Annotated in this window: 22 protein-coding genes and 2 pseudogenes; 1 reads left to right on the top strand and 23 read right to left on the bottom strand. The window is 44.0% G+C overall.

Translation table 11 applies throughout. From position 1 onward, the window contains the following. The 21 genes and pseudogenes from NXS07_RS01200 to NXS07_RS01100 all read right to left on the bottom strand — a co-directional run. Positions 1-1094: pseudogene (locus tag NXS07_RS01200) on the bottom strand (phage tail protein); the annotation flags it as partial. Next, positions 1087-1206, bottom strand: coding sequence for a GpE family phage tail protein (locus NXS07_RS01195; RefSeq protein ID WP_010845423.1), 120 nt, complete (start codon positions 1204-1206; stop codon positions 1087-1089). The gene NXS07_RS01195 and the pseudogene NXS07_RS01200, both read right to left, overlap by 8 nt. 14 nt (positions 1207-1220) lie before the next feature. Beyond that, positions 1221-1538 (bottom strand): phage tail assembly protein, encoded by a 318-nt coding sequence (locus NXS07_RS01190; protein WP_012987900.1) that lies wholly within the window; start codon positions 1536-1538, stop codon positions 1221-1223. A gap of 105 nt (positions 1539-1643) precedes the next feature. Continuing rightward, positions 1644-2162, bottom strand: a complete 519-nt coding sequence (locus tag NXS07_RS01185; protein ID WP_012987901.1) for a phage major tail tube protein — start codon at positions 2160-2162, stop codon at positions 1644-1646. Between the two features lie 11 nt (positions 2163-2173). Beyond that, on the bottom strand, positions 2174-3346 hold the full coding sequence (locus NXS07_RS01180) for a phage tail sheath protein (RefSeq protein WP_038185700.1): 1173 nt from the start codon (positions 3344-3346) through the stop codon (positions 2174-2176). A gap of 406 nt (positions 3347-3752) precedes the next feature. Continuing rightward, positions 3753-3971 (bottom strand): annotated as a pseudogene (locus NXS07_RS01175) (IS1634 family transposase); the annotation flags it as partial. Between the two features lie 165 nt (positions 3972-4136). After that, on the bottom strand, positions 4137-4919 hold the full coding sequence (locus tag NXS07_RS01170; protein WP_258086026.1) for a Thoeris anti-defense Tad2 family protein: 783 nt from the start codon (positions 4917-4919) through the stop codon (positions 4137-4139). 278 nt (positions 4920-5197) lie between these two features. Beyond that, positions 5198-5524, bottom strand: a complete 327-nt coding sequence (locus tag NXS07_RS01165; protein WP_238099714.1) for a hypothetical protein — start codon at positions 5522-5524, stop codon at positions 5198-5200. Positions 5525-5526: 2 nt separating this feature from the next. After that, a complete protein-coding gene (locus NXS07_RS01160; RefSeq protein WP_258086025.1) occupies positions 5527-6852 on the bottom strand; it encodes a phage tail protein in 1326 nt (441 codons plus the stop codon). After that, the gene (locus NXS07_RS01155) at positions 6849-7541 is read right to left on the bottom strand and encodes a phage tail protein I (protein WP_258086024.1); all 693 of its coding nucleotides are present in this window, start codon (positions 7539-7541) and stop codon (positions 6849-6851) included. Before NXS07_RS01155 ends, NXS07_RS01160 begins: the two co-directional genes overlap by 4 nt. After that, positions 7534-8442 carry a baseplate assembly protein gene (locus NXS07_RS01150; RefSeq protein ID WP_038201973.1) on the bottom strand — a complete coding sequence of 303 codons (909 nt, stop codon included), beginning with the start codon at positions 8440-8442 and terminating at the stop codon, positions 7534-7536. Before NXS07_RS01150 ends, NXS07_RS01155 begins: the two co-directional genes overlap by 8 nt. A gap of 8 nt (positions 8443-8450) precedes the next feature. Continuing rightward, positions 8451-8801, bottom strand: coding sequence for a GPW/gp25 family protein (locus NXS07_RS01145; protein WP_038185717.1), 351 nt, complete (start codon positions 8799-8801; stop codon positions 8451-8453). After that, on the bottom strand, positions 8798-9433 hold the full coding sequence (locus NXS07_RS01140) for a phage baseplate assembly protein V (RefSeq protein WP_038218327.1): 636 nt from the start codon (positions 9431-9433) through the stop codon (positions 8798-8800). The genes NXS07_RS01145 and NXS07_RS01140 overlap by 4 nt, the downstream gene beginning before the upstream one ends. 169 nt (positions 9434-9602) lie before the next feature. Beyond that, positions 9603-10103 carry a lysis system i-spanin subunit Rz gene (locus NXS07_RS01135; protein WP_038201979.1) on the bottom strand — a complete coding sequence of 167 codons (501 nt, stop codon included), beginning with the start codon at positions 10101-10103 and terminating at the stop codon, positions 9603-9605. After that, positions 10100-10639, bottom strand: a complete 540-nt coding sequence (locus NXS07_RS01130; RefSeq protein WP_046336456.1) for a lysozyme — start codon at positions 10637-10639, stop codon at positions 10100-10102. The genes NXS07_RS01135 and NXS07_RS01130 overlap by 4 nt, the downstream gene beginning before the upstream one ends. A gap of 1 nt (position 10640) precedes the next feature. Beyond that, a complete protein-coding gene (locus NXS07_RS01125; protein WP_038197093.1) occupies positions 10641-10916 on the bottom strand; it encodes a hypothetical protein in 276 nt (91 codons plus the stop codon). A 9-nt stretch (positions 10917-10925) separates the two neighbouring features. Further along, positions 10926-11129 carry a tail protein X gene (locus NXS07_RS01120; protein ID WP_258086023.1) on the bottom strand — a complete coding sequence of 68 codons (204 nt, stop codon included), beginning with the start codon at positions 11127-11129 and terminating at the stop codon, positions 10926-10928. Positions 11130-11364: 235 nt separating this feature from the next. Next, on the bottom strand, positions 11365-11604 hold the full coding sequence (locus NXS07_RS01115; protein ID WP_230579174.1) for a DinI-like family protein: 240 nt from the start codon (positions 11602-11604) through the stop codon (positions 11365-11367). 15 nt (positions 11605-11619) lie between these two features. Then, the gene (locus NXS07_RS01110) at positions 11620-11832 is read right to left on the bottom strand and encodes a hypothetical protein (protein ID WP_038197097.1); all 213 of its coding nucleotides are present in this window, start codon (positions 11830-11832) and stop codon (positions 11620-11622) included. Positions 11833-11946: 114 nt separating this feature from the next. Then, positions 11947-13938, bottom strand: coding sequence for a replication endonuclease (locus NXS07_RS01105; protein ID WP_258086022.1), 1992 nt, complete (start codon positions 13936-13938; stop codon positions 11947-11949). 78 nt (positions 13939-14016) lie between these two features. Beyond that, the gene (locus NXS07_RS01100; RefSeq protein ID WP_038197099.1) at positions 14017-14355 is read right to left on the bottom strand and encodes a DUF5347 family protein; all 339 of its coding nucleotides are present in this window, start codon (positions 14353-14355) and stop codon (positions 14017-14019) included. Between the two features lie 209 nt (positions 14356-14564). Here NXS07_RS01100 and NXS07_RS01095 point away from each other — a divergent pair, with 209 nt between their 5' ends. Continuing rightward, positions 14565-15182, top strand: a complete 618-nt coding sequence (locus tag NXS07_RS01095) for a phage repressor protein CI (protein WP_038201988.1) — start codon at positions 14565-14567, stop codon at positions 15180-15182. A gap of 81 nt (positions 15183-15263) precedes the next feature. Here NXS07_RS01095 and NXS07_RS01090 read toward each other — a convergent pair whose 3' ends face one another. Both NXS07_RS01090 and NXS07_RS01085 read right to left on the bottom strand, forming a co-directional pair. Further along, positions 15264-15806 (bottom strand): GNAT family N-acetyltransferase, encoded by a 543-nt coding sequence (locus NXS07_RS01090; RefSeq protein WP_258086021.1) that lies wholly within the window; start codon positions 15804-15806, stop codon positions 15264-15266. Between the two features lie 111 nt (positions 15807-15917). Further along, the gene (locus NXS07_RS01085) at positions 15918-16409 is read right to left on the bottom strand and encodes a bactofilin family protein (RefSeq protein WP_051869003.1); all 492 of its coding nucleotides are present in this window, start codon (positions 16407-16409) and stop codon (positions 15918-15920) included. Between the last annotated feature and the right edge of the window lie 146 nt (positions 16410-16555).

Here is a 16555-nt window from a genome sequence, read left to right as displayed (position 1 = left end):
AACTGCACAAATGCATCCAGTGTGGATTTTAATTTATCCAGCGCCTGAACACCTAATTGTGCAAAGAAATTCAGACTGGCTTTTAATTCTTCAAAAGCTTTAAGTCCCAACTGTACAAATGCATCCAGACTGGATTTTAATTTATCCAGCGCCTGAGTTCCCAGCTGCGCAAATATATCTAGGGGTGCGGTTAATTTATTCAGAGCCTGAACGCCCAACTGCACAAATGCATCCAGTGTGGATTTTAATTTATCCAGCGCCTGAACACCTAATTGTGCAAAGAAATTCAGACTGGCTTTTAATTCTTCAAAAGCTTTAAGCCCCAACTGTGCAAATGCATCCAGACTGGATTTTAATTTATCCAGTGCCTGGATTCCTAACTGTGCAAATAAATTCAAACTAACTCTTAAAGACACCAAAGCCTGAATTCCCAACTGCGCAAAAATATTCAGACTAACTTTTAAAGATACAAAAGCCTGAATACCCAACTGCGTAAATATATTCAAACTGACTCTTAAAGAGTCGAATGTTTTTATACCAACATTTCCAAATAGTTGTATATAACCAACCAAAGTTTGAAATACTACTTTTACTGCACCAGTAGTTACATTCAAAACCGCATTAATTTTATTCAGAATACTAAATAAAATTGTTATCTTTGGATTGATATTAATGACCAACTTATCTAACAATGTAAAATTGTTAGTCATATTCCCCATTACACCAAGATTAAATTCGCTTTTTTTACTGGATGAATTTTCCTGTTTGATAATCTGGGTAGTTTGAATAATATTAGCTGATTGACTGGCAGCACTAACCTGCATCGTTCTTGTCGAATTCTGCCGCGCAGATAAAGATTGTTTAATTGTTTGATTATAAGCTTTAAGATCGGTGCGTATACGCGCAGTTTCCTGCGCATAACCCACGATAGGCTTTAAGCTCTCAACGGTCTTAGTGAGTTTTTTGAACTGGTTATGAATTTTATCGACTGAATTTTCCAGCTTTTTATGATGCCGTTGAAAAGATTTAAAGGAACCGGTCAGCTTTCCAACGGTACTCAGCACCTTGTTTAGCTGTGACTGTATATTACTCATTTTCTGCACCACTTCTTAAAATGGCCCGATGTCGCCAATCCAACAGTTCCGACAATGACATTTCATCTGTCACTGCCGGTGACCAGTGAAAAACGGTGGCGATATCCGCCACCAATTCATCAACGGTTAATTGTTCTGGGAATCGGACTTGACCGACTTCGGCAACAAAAAATTGACCACCTCCACACTGAGATTAATCAGATCACCAGGTGACATCATCATTAGGTCATTTTTGGTCAATACAGGAGTGGTAACACGCGGCAGGACAAGCAGCATAGAATCCACATCCATTTCCAGCAGCGCCTGTAAACGTGCACCGCGCAACGCACCACTGGTAGGTTTGCGTACCATCACTTCCGTGATTTCGCCGTTACCTCGCGCCAATGGAGCTTCCAATTCGATGGTGCGCAGATCGTCATTTTGAGTGTTCAGTGTTTCTGTCATGGTTCAACCTTGTTTATCCGATTAAAAACCTGTCCCAGCAGGCATGGTTCAAACTCCGATGAGACAGGAAATAAGTTTTAAAAAATCTAATTGCTAAAAAAGCGATTAAAAAAGACCGATATTGCGGCGATGCTGCTCCAGACGATCTTCTCCGCCCACTTTCTCAACCATGTTGATGGTGTCGATTTCAATCAGCTCTTCACCATCCCATGTCAGTTTGAAATAAGTGTTTTTCGCGGTGATTTTGGTCTGAGAGTTATCACCTTGTTTATAAGTGCCGTGATCGAACTCCTGGAAACGGCCACGCATCACAACTTCAACCGCAACCACATCACCGGTATCTTCGCGCTCAAAAGAGCCAGCAAAGCGCAACATAACGCCATCTGCTGTCGCAATGCCCCACTGCTTATACAGTTGAGATTCAATACCGCCCAGAGTGAATTCCGCATCCAATGCACCTTCATCCAGACCCAGATCCACCATTGCGCTGCCGTTCATGCCGGCGCCACGATAAGCTTCCAGCTTGCGGCTTAACTTAGGAAGAGTCAGTTCTTCCACGATCCCCTGATAGTTGTTGCCATCATTGAACAAATTCAGGTATTTAAGTTTGCGAGGTAATGCCATCAGTTAGCCCCTTATTTATTGATACTTTTAGCGAAATTCATCAGGTAACTATCTGTAATGCGCTGGCGTAACATCATGTTTTCCAGTGGCGGTACAGGTGTATAGTCGTAATCGATGGTCAGTTTGCCTGCTTTCAGCGTGTCTTTGTCGTTGGCTTTTTCGTCATACCAGCAACGGCCATCGATGATGTAACCACCAGATTTCAGTTCGCGAAACTTGGCATTAATACCTTCGATAATGTCGCGTACCAGTGATGGTGTCAGTGGTTTGTCGATTGCCCACATATGTGCGTCAGCCATGGTGTCAGCCAGAACTTGAGCGGTACGGGTGTAGCTTTCGAACTGGAACAGTGCGTCATCAGAGCAAGTACGGGAGCCCCAGAAACGGAAGCCGTTTTTGCGGATCAGCGTAGTGATGCCACTCTTGTTCAACAGATCAGCGTCAGTTGCGGTATCTTGCAGATCCCAGAAGACGTCAGCAGACAGACCGGTTACACCGTTAACACCCACGTTAGACAGTGTTTTGTGCCAGCCAGTTTCCTCGTCGATTTTGGCACGCAGGCCCAGAGCACGAGCGGTTGCATAAGCGATAGACTCGCTATTGGAAACAGTATCCCAGCTCAAGAAATCCGGCCAAATCAGCATCAGCTCACGCTGATTGAAATTGTCGCGGTATTTGATGACTTCAGAGATATTTTTGCTGCCATAAGCGCTGACATAAGCCATTGCTTTCAGTTTCTGGGCAACGCTGGCCAGTTCAATCGCAACTGCTTTTGAATCCAGACCCGGAACACCCAGAATGCGGGGCTTAACACCGAGCTGGCTTTGCGCCGCCAACAGTGCCTGCATACCCGTTTTCTTACCTGCATCAGTGACACCACCGATGATGTTAGAAACGGTTACTTCTTCAGATTCGCCCTCAGCCACACGAACAACGACGGTGACAGGCTGAGCCTGATCAGCAATCGCTTTCAGTGATGAGTACAAAGTTCCCTTTTTCCCTGCTTTGCCACTGGCGCTCATAACGTCAGTAATCAAAACTGGAGTGTTTAATGGAAATGTTTTTTCGTCTGCGTCAGGACCAGTACAAACCATACCCACGATAGCTGTGCTAACTGTGGTGATGGTGCGAGTACCTTCATTAATTTCCTGTACACGGACACCGTGATGATAATCTTGTGCCATTTTAGCGTTCTCCTGTTAAGGTGTGCCGCTATATTGACGGATTGGGTGGGGGAAATCATTCGATGGGAAATGTGTGGTGTGGGGTACAAAGTGGAGTTGGTATTTTTGTTATTAATCAATTTGTTAAATTTAAAATTTAATTATTTTTTGGAATAGAGGAAGAAAGTCTATATTTCCGGGAGGGAATTCTTTTTTGGTCAAATTAAAACCAATACAGGTGCATTATTTGAGCTTCTTTGTACGAGTTTTATTCTTTCAAGTGTCATTTAGGTTAGCTTGGACTTTTGGTTATTTTTTGACAGGTAAAAATGGCCTGTTTTTGCCGTTTATTTGTAGTTTTTAAGGTTCGGGGAATTAGATCTTGGCTAGATCGTAAAGATCAATGAGTTCTGGAAAACCTCCGGAGCTCTCGAAACTCGAAGGTGTTAATCCCTTCGAAGGTCAAAAATACCCAACGTGCCATAGGTGATTGTGTTTCCCGCCTCTTCATATCTGGGTAGAACGGCATTTTTTGTTTAAGCCCGGTGCGGATTTTATGCCCCAATGCCGCATATACCATTAAACAGCCAGTCATCACCATCAATAACGCTTCTATCCGCTCTAGCCTTTTCAAGAAAATCGATGACTACGGGAATGCAGCTGTACCAACATAATCTGCTGAATATATTTTGAAAACTCTATGAGTCTATTTATTCCTTAATTTTGTGTGGAATGACAGATATAGTTCTCTAGAAAACAAAAAGGCCACGCAGGAACGCAGCCTTGAAATCAGGAAGTAGACTTGAATAAATTAATAATCACGCCAAGTTAAGTAAAAACGCTTGGTTTGACCTTTTTGTTTTAATATTTCGCCTAATTTTTTTGCTTCAATATTATGTTCATAATAACTAAAAATGTCTGGAATACCGGAAGCAAGAATACTTGAAGGTTTACCAAAACTATAAGTTACACCATCAACCATTACATCAAGGCCTTTTTTAAATAGTTCCCTCATTCTCTGATTACTCTCTTCATTTTCACCAGACTCATCAGATGAGTCTGGTTGAATCGATGCTGCCATAAAAAGAACCTTATCATCTTCAGGAATCCACATGAATGCGCCAATTTTCACAATATCTGTATTATTTTCTATTATATTTAAGGTACCAAAACTATTCCCATAAGCTTCATATCCCCAACCTTTAACTCCACCAACCCTCCTGCGGCTGTCTAATTCAAGATCAAAAACTAACATAGAATTCTCTAGATTTGTTTTTTTCATAAAGTCCCAATCACATGCCATCAAATCTTGAGGTGTCGGCAACCAAGGCATCCATTGATCGTATTTATCATTTTTCTCAATATAAATTTCATCATTATTTGATTGAGAAGGTATAAGACGTACATACTCAGTGGGAGAGTTCCAATTTTTACGATATAACTTGTTTCCAAAATATACCTGAATAACTGCCCAAGGAAAAGAACCGACTGGAGCAGTTATCGTATCAATATTAACCTTAATTCTGTATTGATCAGGATTAATACTATAATTATATTCGGATTTTTTATTTTCTTGCTTATTAAGATCAGACATTATTTAACTCCATTTTTATTATTTATAAATCAGTTTAATAGATAAATATTTACTTATTAGTTACAAGTTGACTTTATCAAATTTAATTGTCAGTTTTAACTAATCATTCTTGCATTGAAAACATTACAATTGTTGCGTGTATTTAATCTATTGAAAGCTATGATTGCAAATAACTTTACGATTAAGGTTGTAAAGAAATTTATATGTTCTCAACTGCATTAGATGCAATACAATGAAATTAATAATACACACTTTGAATACGTGCCTAGAATTACCTATTATTCGTCACCAAAAAAAGAATAGTATTTTTTTAAGGCATCTTGATCGGCAATAGAAACTCTAGCTTTCTGACGTTTTATCAAAAGGGACTGATACTCTTCGTTAGTAATCGAAGGTTCAATATCCAGACTTAATTGATCGCGATGCCTAGTTACAAGCCAATCTGTCGATTTTAAGTATAAAAGATTATCCCGATCCAACTCTGATTGAGATTTTATAAAATCACAATCAGCTATATTATAACCAAGTGATTTTAATTCACTTTCAGCCGTTTCTGGATTAAAGATACCAATAATCTCATTATTAAATTTATTAATTACTTTCATGATTAACTCTCAGGATTTCCAGGGGTAAACACAGGCGAACCACCAGTTTCACCGGCAGCTACAGTCATAGTTTTACCTGCCATTGGTGCATATAAATAGGGAAGAGCCAAATAAATCTCACAATCCTCATCATCAGGTAAACCAAAGTTCATAACATTACCCGCTAATGAAGTTACTTGAGAGATATTTATTACTTTGTTTACTAATAACCAGCCATCTTTAGCAGCATCTGTCTCCGTTTTTTCAATGACATCATCACCGAGATATCTATAATTTTCGCTATGATATCCACTATCTACCCCCATACCTAATTTGCCTTTTACTATTTTCACCCAAAAACGAAGACCTAATTGCGAGAAAACACCAAAAGTCTCTACTGGTACTCTAAAAAATTGATGTCCAGTAGATGCTGTAGAAGTTATTTTCAAAATATTCCCTGAATCTATTCCACCCCATCCTCCAGCTAAACCCCCACGACCCATACGATCACCTAAATTATATCGCCCATACCAATACGGCTTTCCTTCGCCAGCAGACTCTGGATCCGGAGCCACATTGGAGGGTGCGATTTCTGTATAGCAACCTTCAAAACCTTTAGTCCAAGGATGTACTGCTTTTATAGTACAACCCACTGCTGTATATTTAGTTGGATGTCCTTCTTGTTCAACAGAACGCATCATTGCATTACTAAAAAGGTTTAGAGGGAGAGGAATATATTCTTGTATGTTTGTTTTAAGCTGGTTAAATTGATTATCAGCTTTGTTTACTCTCGAATCAATTTCCGCTACCGTATCATTTAAACGGTGATTACTTTCAATTAACGTCTTAAATTGTTGGTTATTACTATTCACATGTTCTTGGATAGAATCGTCAACATATTCGCGAGTTGCCAGAACCACAGACGGATCAACTTTCAAAGTCACCGACTCGGTACTGCTGACAATCAAAATCATGCGGATGGTCTGGGTACGGCCGGAGCCTTCCTGTAATTGTGGTTTGTAAGTTTCCGCACAGTTACCCACAGCAATCAAAATGCCATCTTTATCAAACAGGCCGATTTCACGGATCCACCAGCCACCTTCGTTTTCAGGGATAATCTGCTCCGAGATGATCTGGTTAGTGTTTTTCGGATCAATACTCAGCGTATTGATCGCCGCACGACGCTTTTCATTAATCAGTTTGGCCTGCTTAGTATCTGGTGTCGGCAGGCTGCCACCACCATCACCGACGGCCATATGGGTGATTTCAATTTTTGTACCCAATGCCGCAGCATTTGCCAACTTATCCGCGCCTAGCTGTGTCAGCAGCGCAAAATATTTGGTACTCATGGTCTAATCCTCATGTCATCAATAATATGTATGCCCACGCCCACGACTTCTGAGCCGGATATTGTTATTTGCTTTAGTAAATAAGGGTAAACTGTCAGTTCATCACCACTGTAAGTCACCACCGAGACAACTTCTGAGCCGGATACTGTTACTTGTTCTGGGAAATAGGGGTAAACCGTCAGCTCATCGCCGCTGTAACTGGCTGCTGAGTAGTAATACTCACCGCGTGTATCCAGATTGATGTCTAATCCAATCAAATGTCGGCTGACTGGCTTGGCATCAGAAATCAGTTTTTCCAGTTCTTCGAACATTTCATGCGTGATGCCGTTTTCCAGTACACCAATATCCAGCCGGAAGGTGCCTGGTACATCATTGGTCTGCCACCATTCCTTTACTCGAATGAGATACCCCAGCGGTTCAACGACCCGCCGAATTGCACCAATCGTTCCTTTATGTTTATGCAGGAATAGCGAGCTTTTGATCACTTCTCTTTTTATGCTCTCAGACCAGTGTTCGTCCCAGCGATCCACTGACCACGCCCATGCCAGATAGGGCAGCAACGTTGCCGGACAGGTGTCCGGGTTCCACAGTTCACGCAGCGGCACTTTAATCTTCTGCAACTCGGCACAGGCTTTGGCCGCAGCAAGTTCTAGCTGGGTCGAGCCCATCGGCAGAAGGCGATCATTCATCTGAACCTCCCATCATCAGTGTGGTTTTGGTGCAGTAAGACACCTGAGTTTTATCCAGCACCACATCTTTCAGCGGGGCTTTCAGCTCCACACGCTGGATGCCTTCCACATGCAATGCGGCATAAATTGCCGACAAGCGAATGTCACGCCCCAGACGATGCTGTGCTTCAACGTAGTATTTCAGCTTCTGCTCAGCCGCTTTGCGGATCGGTTCTGATTCCGGTGTCGGGAAGATATACAGCACCGCATCAATTTCATATTCCACAATACTCGCCGACTGGACTTGCAGGCGATCCGCCACCGGACGCACGTTTTCGTCGTTCAGCGCTTTTTCGACTTTATCCAGCAGCTCTTTCGATGCCACGCCTTTATCTTCACGGGACATAATGGTCACGGTGACATTGGCTGGTGACGGGCTGATAGCCGAAGCATCAGCAACCCGACCGTCCGCACTGCGGGCATGGAATTCATAGGAACCAACTGGCCCAGCCACACTCAAACCTTCAAAAGCCTGTGGGATGCGAACACGGTAGTCGTTGTCAGATTCCATTAGCGCTGGTGTCGGTGGTACGGTGGAGTTATCCGCAGGGCTCAAAACCATTCGGGCTACGTTATTGTTCACACCTAATTGATCCAGATCGCTACCTGTCGAATAGGCCACCATCACCGCACGGGCGGCTTCGTTGACGCGTTGACGCAAGAGCAATTCGCGATAAACGTTCTCTTCCAGCAATTTGACCAAAGGTTCTGATTCCAGTTGCAGAGTTCGTGCAATCGCATCCTGCTGTTCTTCTGGATAGAGCGAGATCAATCCTTCTTTGCGCTCTTCCAGCAGTTGTTCATAATCTAGTGGTTCCACCACATCCGGTGGTGGCAACTGGCTTAAATCGATTGTTGGCATGACTTACCTCACCGGGAATGGCTCACCGGAATAGAAAGTGAAAATTCTTTGGCGGATTGATGATAAGTTCCCGCAATATCCACCACCATTTCACCGTTCTGCCGGGTCTCCATTGTGATTGACGTAAGCATCACACGTGGCTCCCAACGGCTGATAGCGGTATAGCTGGCCGCCATGACCTGAAGCCGGAGCGCCGGGTTCTGTGGCCAATCGATCAGTTCTGGCAGCAACGAACCGTAAGTACGGCGTGCTATGCGGCTGCCCACGGAAGTTAATAAAATATCGCTGACGGATTGCCGGACGTGAGCCAGATCTGTCAGTTCTCGGCCCGTCTGCCGATTCATTCCCAGATACATCATACGGGGCCTCCTGATGTGTCACCGCCTGACCTGACGCCGGTGTGTTTATGGGAATCCACGACCACGCCGTTGGAACTGAATGTGCCGCCGGTGTGTTCAATATTGCCCGTCATTTTGCCGCCATTGCGCACGATCAAATTCCCCGTGCTCATTAGCTGTGTACAGATGACTTCCGGTGTATCCAGTGTGATTCTGGTACTGGCGACACAGGTGATTTCCGGTGCGGTAATATGGACGGAATCCGAAGCAGTCACTGTCGCGGTTTTGATGCCGGTCACAGTCAATGCGCCTGATTGCGGTTCATATTCCATCACTGCACCATCCGGAAACTGGATATGCGTCGCTTCTGATGATGTCGATGGCGCCGGAAACTCATCTGAAAAAATCGCAGGCAATACAAAGGCGGTGGTCAGTTCTCCGCCTATGGACAGTAATAAAACCTGCTCACCGACACTGGGCGCCCACCAAGTGCGGGAGTTTCCCGCCCTGGATGTCAACCAGTTCAGCCAGTTGGTTTCAAGGTTGCCTGTTGCAACCCGGCACATACCCTTTGTGGTGTCCACTTGGGTGATGACGCCGGTTCGGATCAGGTTGCGCATTAAGCGCAGCAGTTCAGTGAGTTGTGTGTTCATGACGTAAGAATGCCATGAAAAAACCGGGCAGACACTAAACGGGATTTGTAGGAAATGTCATACAAACCTCGTTTAAAAAACACGTAAAATCAATAGAATAAAAGCCTTTTTCCAACGTGAAAAAAGGCTTTTGGGGTCTGCTGAACGATGTTTAAGTGAAGGACAATATTTACGGTTTACATTGACGAACGACTTCAAGTACATACTGTTGCAGGTAATCTAATTTGGCTTGATCGCTGATGATTCCGGCTCGGATATCGTAAATAGCACGTCCAGCTTTTGCAGTGAGTTCGACTTGGGTTTCATCGCCCACGCTGCGGGAGCCGGTATCTCGGTTTTGGGTGAGCTGACAGGTAGCAAGGTTGGCGGCGGCGATTTGCACCCGGCGATGACCAGCAGCAATGTCAGCGCGTAAAGCGGCATTTTCTTCGGTAACATAGGTTAATTTTCCTGAATAATAATCATCCAATTGAGCAACCCGGCTCTGTGCATTCTTCATCTGTTGGATGGCGGCCAACGTCTCCGAATGTGCTTTCTGACTGATAGTAACAATTTGAGCAGCATGTTGCTGTTTCAAACCCGTCACTTCACTGAGGAACAGTGAACGGTGTCCCCACCAGCCAAAACATCCCCCAATGACAAGGCTGACAAGTAAAGGTACTTTCTTCATCGATTTAATCCCCAGCAAACCAGTTCAGCCTCCTGATCACGCCGCAGAACCTGGCCATAACAGCCATTCGGCTGTCCTTGGGTTTTTCGACAGTCACGTCCGCCGTCATAGACCCAGCGTTTGATCTCTGCACATGCGCCTTTTTTATCGCCGGCGTTGAGCTTGCGATAAAAGGTGGAAGAAAAACATTTTCCGGGGCCGATGTTATACGGGCAGAAACTGGCAATACCGGCAATTTGCGGCTCAGTCAGCGGGACGTGGACGTTCTTTTTCACCCAATCAATCGCCCTGTCGGCTTCGATCCGGTTCAAAACATCACATTGTTCAGGCGCTAGTTTCATTCCTTTATATACTGCCTTGCCATCAATGCGCGTCACGCCGCGACATATTGTCCAGATGCCGCCGCCATCCTGATAGGCAGACAGTCGATTGCCTTCTTTCTCATCCAGAAACTGCGAAAGAATGACAGAAGAACTGGCGCCACCAATAATAAGACCAATAACCACCCGACTGAGTCTGGTTTTGATATCCTGCATATCACAGTTCTCTTGGTGCGTGATGTATCAGCTCGCTGACTATCTTGGCTGATTTCGACGCAGACTCGATATCCAGATTTTCCAGGATGTTTTTCAGGATATTTTTCAGAATCAAGGTACGTTTCATCTGCTCCCGACGGTTAAGTCGATAAGTCAGGATACCGAGGGAAATGCTGGCGAACGCCCCGAGCAGAAAACTCCACTCATATAAAGAAAGGCCAGAAAAAATGGCTGTGATACTGGCGCAGGCATAAGTTGCGTGACTGTATTTATCCATGCAAACCCCTTAATCCCAAAGCTGGATAATCGGCTTGGTGGCAGCGGGCATGAACTCCGGCATTTCAACTTTCGTTCCATGAGGCAATACCGCGCCAAAAGCAGCCAATCCGGGGTTTGCCAACAGCACACGTTCCGTCATCCCCAGCGTTCGGCCATAATGACGCCAGCACAGGGCATCAACCGTCTCATTTTGTTGTGCGATAACTTGCATACACTCTCCTTTTCTTTGCAGAAAATAATCAGTAAATCGGAGAGTTATGATCGAATAATCAGAGAAATACCTCAAAGAAGTGGCATTGTTGGGAAAATAGTACAAATGAACATCGACGGATGTTGTAAACACATATTAAATAGCACGGGGGCAGGAAATTATTACCTGCCCCCGTGCTATTTAATCCATTATAATAATTTGTCATCCATTGAAGGATATCAACACTCTGTCGGGTTTAATCTGGCAGCCAGCTATCATCTTCCCAGACGCTTTGAATAAGTTCCATCATCTGGTCATGTTCACTACTGTCTTTGGTTCCTGTCACTCTTACGGAGCTACTGCTGCTAACTGCAATTCTAAAATGCGTATCGGGATACTGCGGTAAAATTCTTTTTTTCAGTTCACTTTCAAGTGCAGACATCACTGATTCAGAAACATTAGCTCGTTTATCGAAAAGTATCTCCACTCTCATCATTTTCACCTGCAAAATTTATTCGTCTGTTGAACCTGAATTTCTTAACGCTTTCTCGATCAATATATCGTTTTTTAAATCATTTTTATGGGCGTTAAGTCGGTTTTCATGAGGTTCAGATAGCTCAGCTATCCAGACCAACGCCAGTTCTTTGTCTTCCGCATGATTGCATTCGCAACTTGTTGCCATTCTGGCAATAAAATTAATACGTTGCGCTACCAATGATTCCATAAGAAAGTCCACTGATATACCCGCCTCCATATAAAAACTGTATGCATATACAGTACACGTAATGGGTGAAAAATTAAAGAAGTTTTTACCTTTTCTAGTGACTAAATGTGATAGTTAATACCTATTATGTACTGTTTTTGCAGAAATATTTGCCATATTGATTATTTTATCATCCTCATCAATCCTGTAGTTTACATACCTCTTCATTGACCTATCTACCTGTCCATCCGTACAGTTATTGACAGAACTCCAAGAGGGCCATTTAGTGTTTCTTTTATAGACAATACGCCCTGATGTCGGAGCAGCATCAAATTTCGGTACAATAGTCCATTGGTGAATACGTGTGCAGATAAATTCCACACATGATAGAAATGGTGATGTCACTCCTTGTATGGTGTAAACATCTTCCCCATAAGGGCTACCAAACGGGATGTGTTTATAAGACAAACGAATAACCAGATCACGACGAGCAACCCACGGCCCACCCTGTGCCTGAATATAAGCTGCCCAATTGCCTTCATCGGCTGCCTGCAAAACCGCATTGACTTTGTTATCCGTTAAACACACTTCTCCAAGGCGACGAAGTTCTCGCCAAACGGAAACCGGCGCTCCACCGATTTGCTGAAATTGGCGAATGCGCCAGCGACTCGCCCATGCCGTCACCGATTTCGCCATATCGCGCAGAGGTGCCCCGGTTTGATGATCTTTTTCATCTTCCAGCGCATAACCATCAATATTTTTGGATATATACTTAGCGATATAGCCTGTCGCACTCCCTTTATCAGGATCTATCGTTCTATAATCAAAACGCGCTTTTTTGGCATCATCGCGCTGCAATTCAGCTTTCTCTTCCTGGCAAGCGTAATGCTCAAGGATCGCCCTGACCTGCCACTGATGTTCCGGCAGCATAAACAGCAGAATATGCCAATGAGGAGTGCCGTCATGGTGCGGTTCCACCACTCTGAAACCAAATAGATTAATGCCGGCACGGGCGATTGCGGCACGGGCTTTTGCCCATATGCCACACAGGTAGCGTTGAGTATCGCGGGGCGTCGCGCCATTCCAATGTCTGACAAACCCGCCCTGATGCTGAACCGCATGGTATTTTGCCGGCGCCGTGATGGTATAGAATTCACCAACACATCCCATTTTGTTGGCGACATCTTCAAAACCGCGCATTCTGACCATCAATTCACAACGTCGAATAGCGGGATTCGCATTACTATGAACCACCGTTTCCGCCAGCGAAATCCGTTCTCCGTTCTCATTTTCCAAATCAAAATGTTTGAAAAACTCACGGTTACGGCGTTTCTGTTCCAACCATTCACGCAAGGCATAGTTCGAAACATAAGGCGATGCGGCTTTTTGTACTTGCCCAACCGCAATTGCCATATGCTCAGACTGGATTTCACGCAGACGTTTTAACCGAAAATACCACCAGCGGGCAGACATCATCCGCAACATACCAGCACAAAGTTGATCAACAGACGGTACTTTACGTCCATGATTAAAACGCTGCCAGTAAGGAGGATTTGTACCACATTGCAAAGTCAGCTTCGCCAGTAATTGGTATAACTTAGCGACACGGGGGAACAACTCACTTTCACTGTCAACCGGCGCAGCTTGATATTGTGGAGAAGACTGCAAGGAATAATGCTCATAGTTGCCCGCAATAAAAACAGATATTTCATGAGCGAGCTTCAAAAGCTGTTTGCGATCGCATGTCACCACCTTTTCCAATTGCCCAATAAAAGGAAAAGGTGTTATGCCTGATATATGATGGGTGAATGAATATCTTGCCTTAACCAACTGCAACCGTGGCAAGACATTTTGTCCAACCGTTCTTCTCAGAAAGGCGTTCGCATCGCGGCGGCCTGAATGGTTAAAGATGCCAACATAACGGCGGCTGAAATACTTTGCCAGAAAATCCGGCATCTGCCCGATATACTGGTGGCGCCATTGGTGATCTTCCGCGTTGACTTCCCATAATAAACGTTCAGCCATTGACACACCCTGCGGTATGCCTGGCTGAAACAGGCCAGACTGTCTGCCTTTGGCAATAGGATAATCACCGTTATGTTCAGTAGTGATAAAACCACTATTCATCAATTCCACCATATTAAGGATGTGCGAGTGCCTGACGTACTCATGCCATTTGTACAAAAATGTGTTCAAAAAATGTGATTACTTAGATAACTTCAAGTACTTCGGAAACTGACTGACAACGACTTTAATATGATTCATTGCTTTGATCAGAGCCTGTTTTTCCTCTTGGGTAAAATGTTCAAGCTCACTCTCGTGGCGTACACGCGGAATATTTGCCAAATAAAAAATGGCGGATAATGCCCGCTTGTTCTCTTCGTAATAACTGTCCTTTTTGTCGCGCATATCAGCAAAAAACCGGTTTAACTCTTTTTCATCGTCACCCCAGTATATTGCCCTGATCCGCGACAAATGGTTCAACCCTTCTAGCCGTTGGCCGAGGTTAATCTGGGCAAATTTTTCTTTTTCCGTATTCGCCATTTTTTCCCTCACCGTTTTACCCCCAGCACTCTTCCCAGAATCCCTCAAACCATCCCCAAATCGCTGTCGATATCAAGTATAAAGATTGAAATCTGGACGTTCATGATGCAATATCTCTCAATGGTTTTCAGCTTAACCAATCCGGGCTCATGAAAGATCTCAATTCAAGAACTTTTATGGGATACTAATACCCATTATCTGTACTGTCAATGAAAAACACCAATATTGAGATAAAAATGGGGGCTGATAGTGGGGGAAGACCCGCTATTGAGCGTCTTGTCCGCGCGTATGGATTTAAGTCACGCCAAGCCCTGAGTGACCATTTGGGCGTTTCCAAAAGCACAATGGCAAACCGCTATCTTCGTGATAGCTTTCCAGCGGATTGGATCATCCAGTGTAATCTCGAAACTGGCGCTTCACTGCTGTGGTTAAGCACAGGTCAGGGAGAGATGTTTCCGGATGGAGAGAGTGGCAAAACAGAACGGCTGGAAGATATCATTGCGCCATCAATTCCTCGTATAAAGTTATCGGGAGGTAAACTGAACGAGGCCAATCCTGTGATCTTGGACAGCGAATTGATTTCTAAAGAACTTAACAACCCGTTGGTTGTTGATGATGGCGTGACATGGTATCTGCTTGATGCTCAGGGAAACAATATTCAGGATGGCTTATGGCTGGTGGATATCGAAGGTATGCACAGTATCAAGAGGATTGCCAAAATTCCTGTCAGTAAAATCCGTGTCAGCGATGATGACGTCACTTTTGACTGTTCAGTCAGCGATATTCAATTCATCGGTCGCGTGGCTCTGGTGATATCCAGACAATAGCGATCTGGGCGACAAAATGGTTTTCATCAAGGCTATCCCGACAGGCAGGATAACCTTGATGATGTTTACCCCATGATGCCATCAACTTGAACGCCGAATCCGATATAGAACATGCTCTCTCAATCGATGACCTTCCGGCACTAAAGGATGTAGAAATGTTTTTTCGTCTCTGATCATGCCCAGTTTTTTCATCACGCTTTCTGAGCGGTAATTAAGTACGGAAGTAAGTGCTACAACTTCATCCAATCCCACTTCTGTAAACGCGAAATCAAAAATCCTACGAGCCGCTTCACACGTATAGCCTTTGCCCCAAAAGGGTTTATCAAGCTGCCAGCCAATTTCGACACAGGGATAACAGGGTAACTCATCACTGGGAATATTCAGCCCAATCATGCCGATGAACGCACCATCCTGTTTTCGCTCAACAGCCCACAACCCCCAGCCACCTTGCGTTTCAAACTTACGGATCAAATTATCAACAAAAGTATTATTTTGTTCTTTATTCGGTCTTTTTAAAAAAAACTCCATCACTTCAGGATTGCTATTTAAGCGAAAGAAAGGCTCACGATCTTCTTCTTTCCAGCCACGGAGTAGCAATCTTTCTGTTTCCAGTGTGATAATCATAACGCCTCCTTAAAGATTCAGGATAAAAATCATTCAGCCGTCAAAATAAAAACCGCCGAAAAATCATACACATTTTCCGGCGGTTATGGCATGGATTTTTATTATCCAATATTAAGCACTATTTTTGGCTTTCGCTTTATCTGCCTGATTTTCCTTGATGGAAACAACTCGCTCAATATCTGGTTTTTTCTTGTTTTCGACCTGTTCAGACTGACCAACAAATAAACCGCCACGCCGGATTGACATACTTCCACAGCGGCTGATACCACGTAGTTCGCCGTGCTCCAGGATATCCAGCGTTTCCGCACAGCACGTACCGTCAACATGGCCATCAATAATAATTTCTGGCGCATTAAGCTCACCTTCAACTTTTCCGGCATGCATGACACGAATAGCACCGCCTTTTACGCGAATATTACCAACGATTTTTCCCCAGACCTGAATATCGCCTTCCATCTCAATATCGCCTTTAAATACCGAATTTTTCGCAATAATCGTATTGGAACGCGTTTCAACACTGAGGTTTTTTTTCTCTTCAGGCTGTGTAGAAATGATTGGCGTAACAGGACTGGCAACAGGTGCCTCAGTTTTTTTTCCAAACATAGCATTTATTCTCAATTTCATATTTGTAAAGTAAAGTACCAAGGCTAGAAAAGATATAATTGCTGTTATGGCACAACCGAGATGAGCGCCATACAAATATAGCCCTAAGGCAACACCCCAAAGGAGCCATACACTGTATAAAAAAG

This window comes from Xenorhabdus bovienii (assembly GCF_024721015.1).
Taxonomy (GTDB): domain Bacteria; phylum Pseudomonadota; class Gammaproteobacteria; order Enterobacterales; family Enterobacteriaceae; genus Xenorhabdus; species Xenorhabdus bovienii.
The sequence above is the reverse complement of the archived record's forward strand: the minus strand, read 5'-3'. Positions and strand labels throughout refer to the sequence as shown.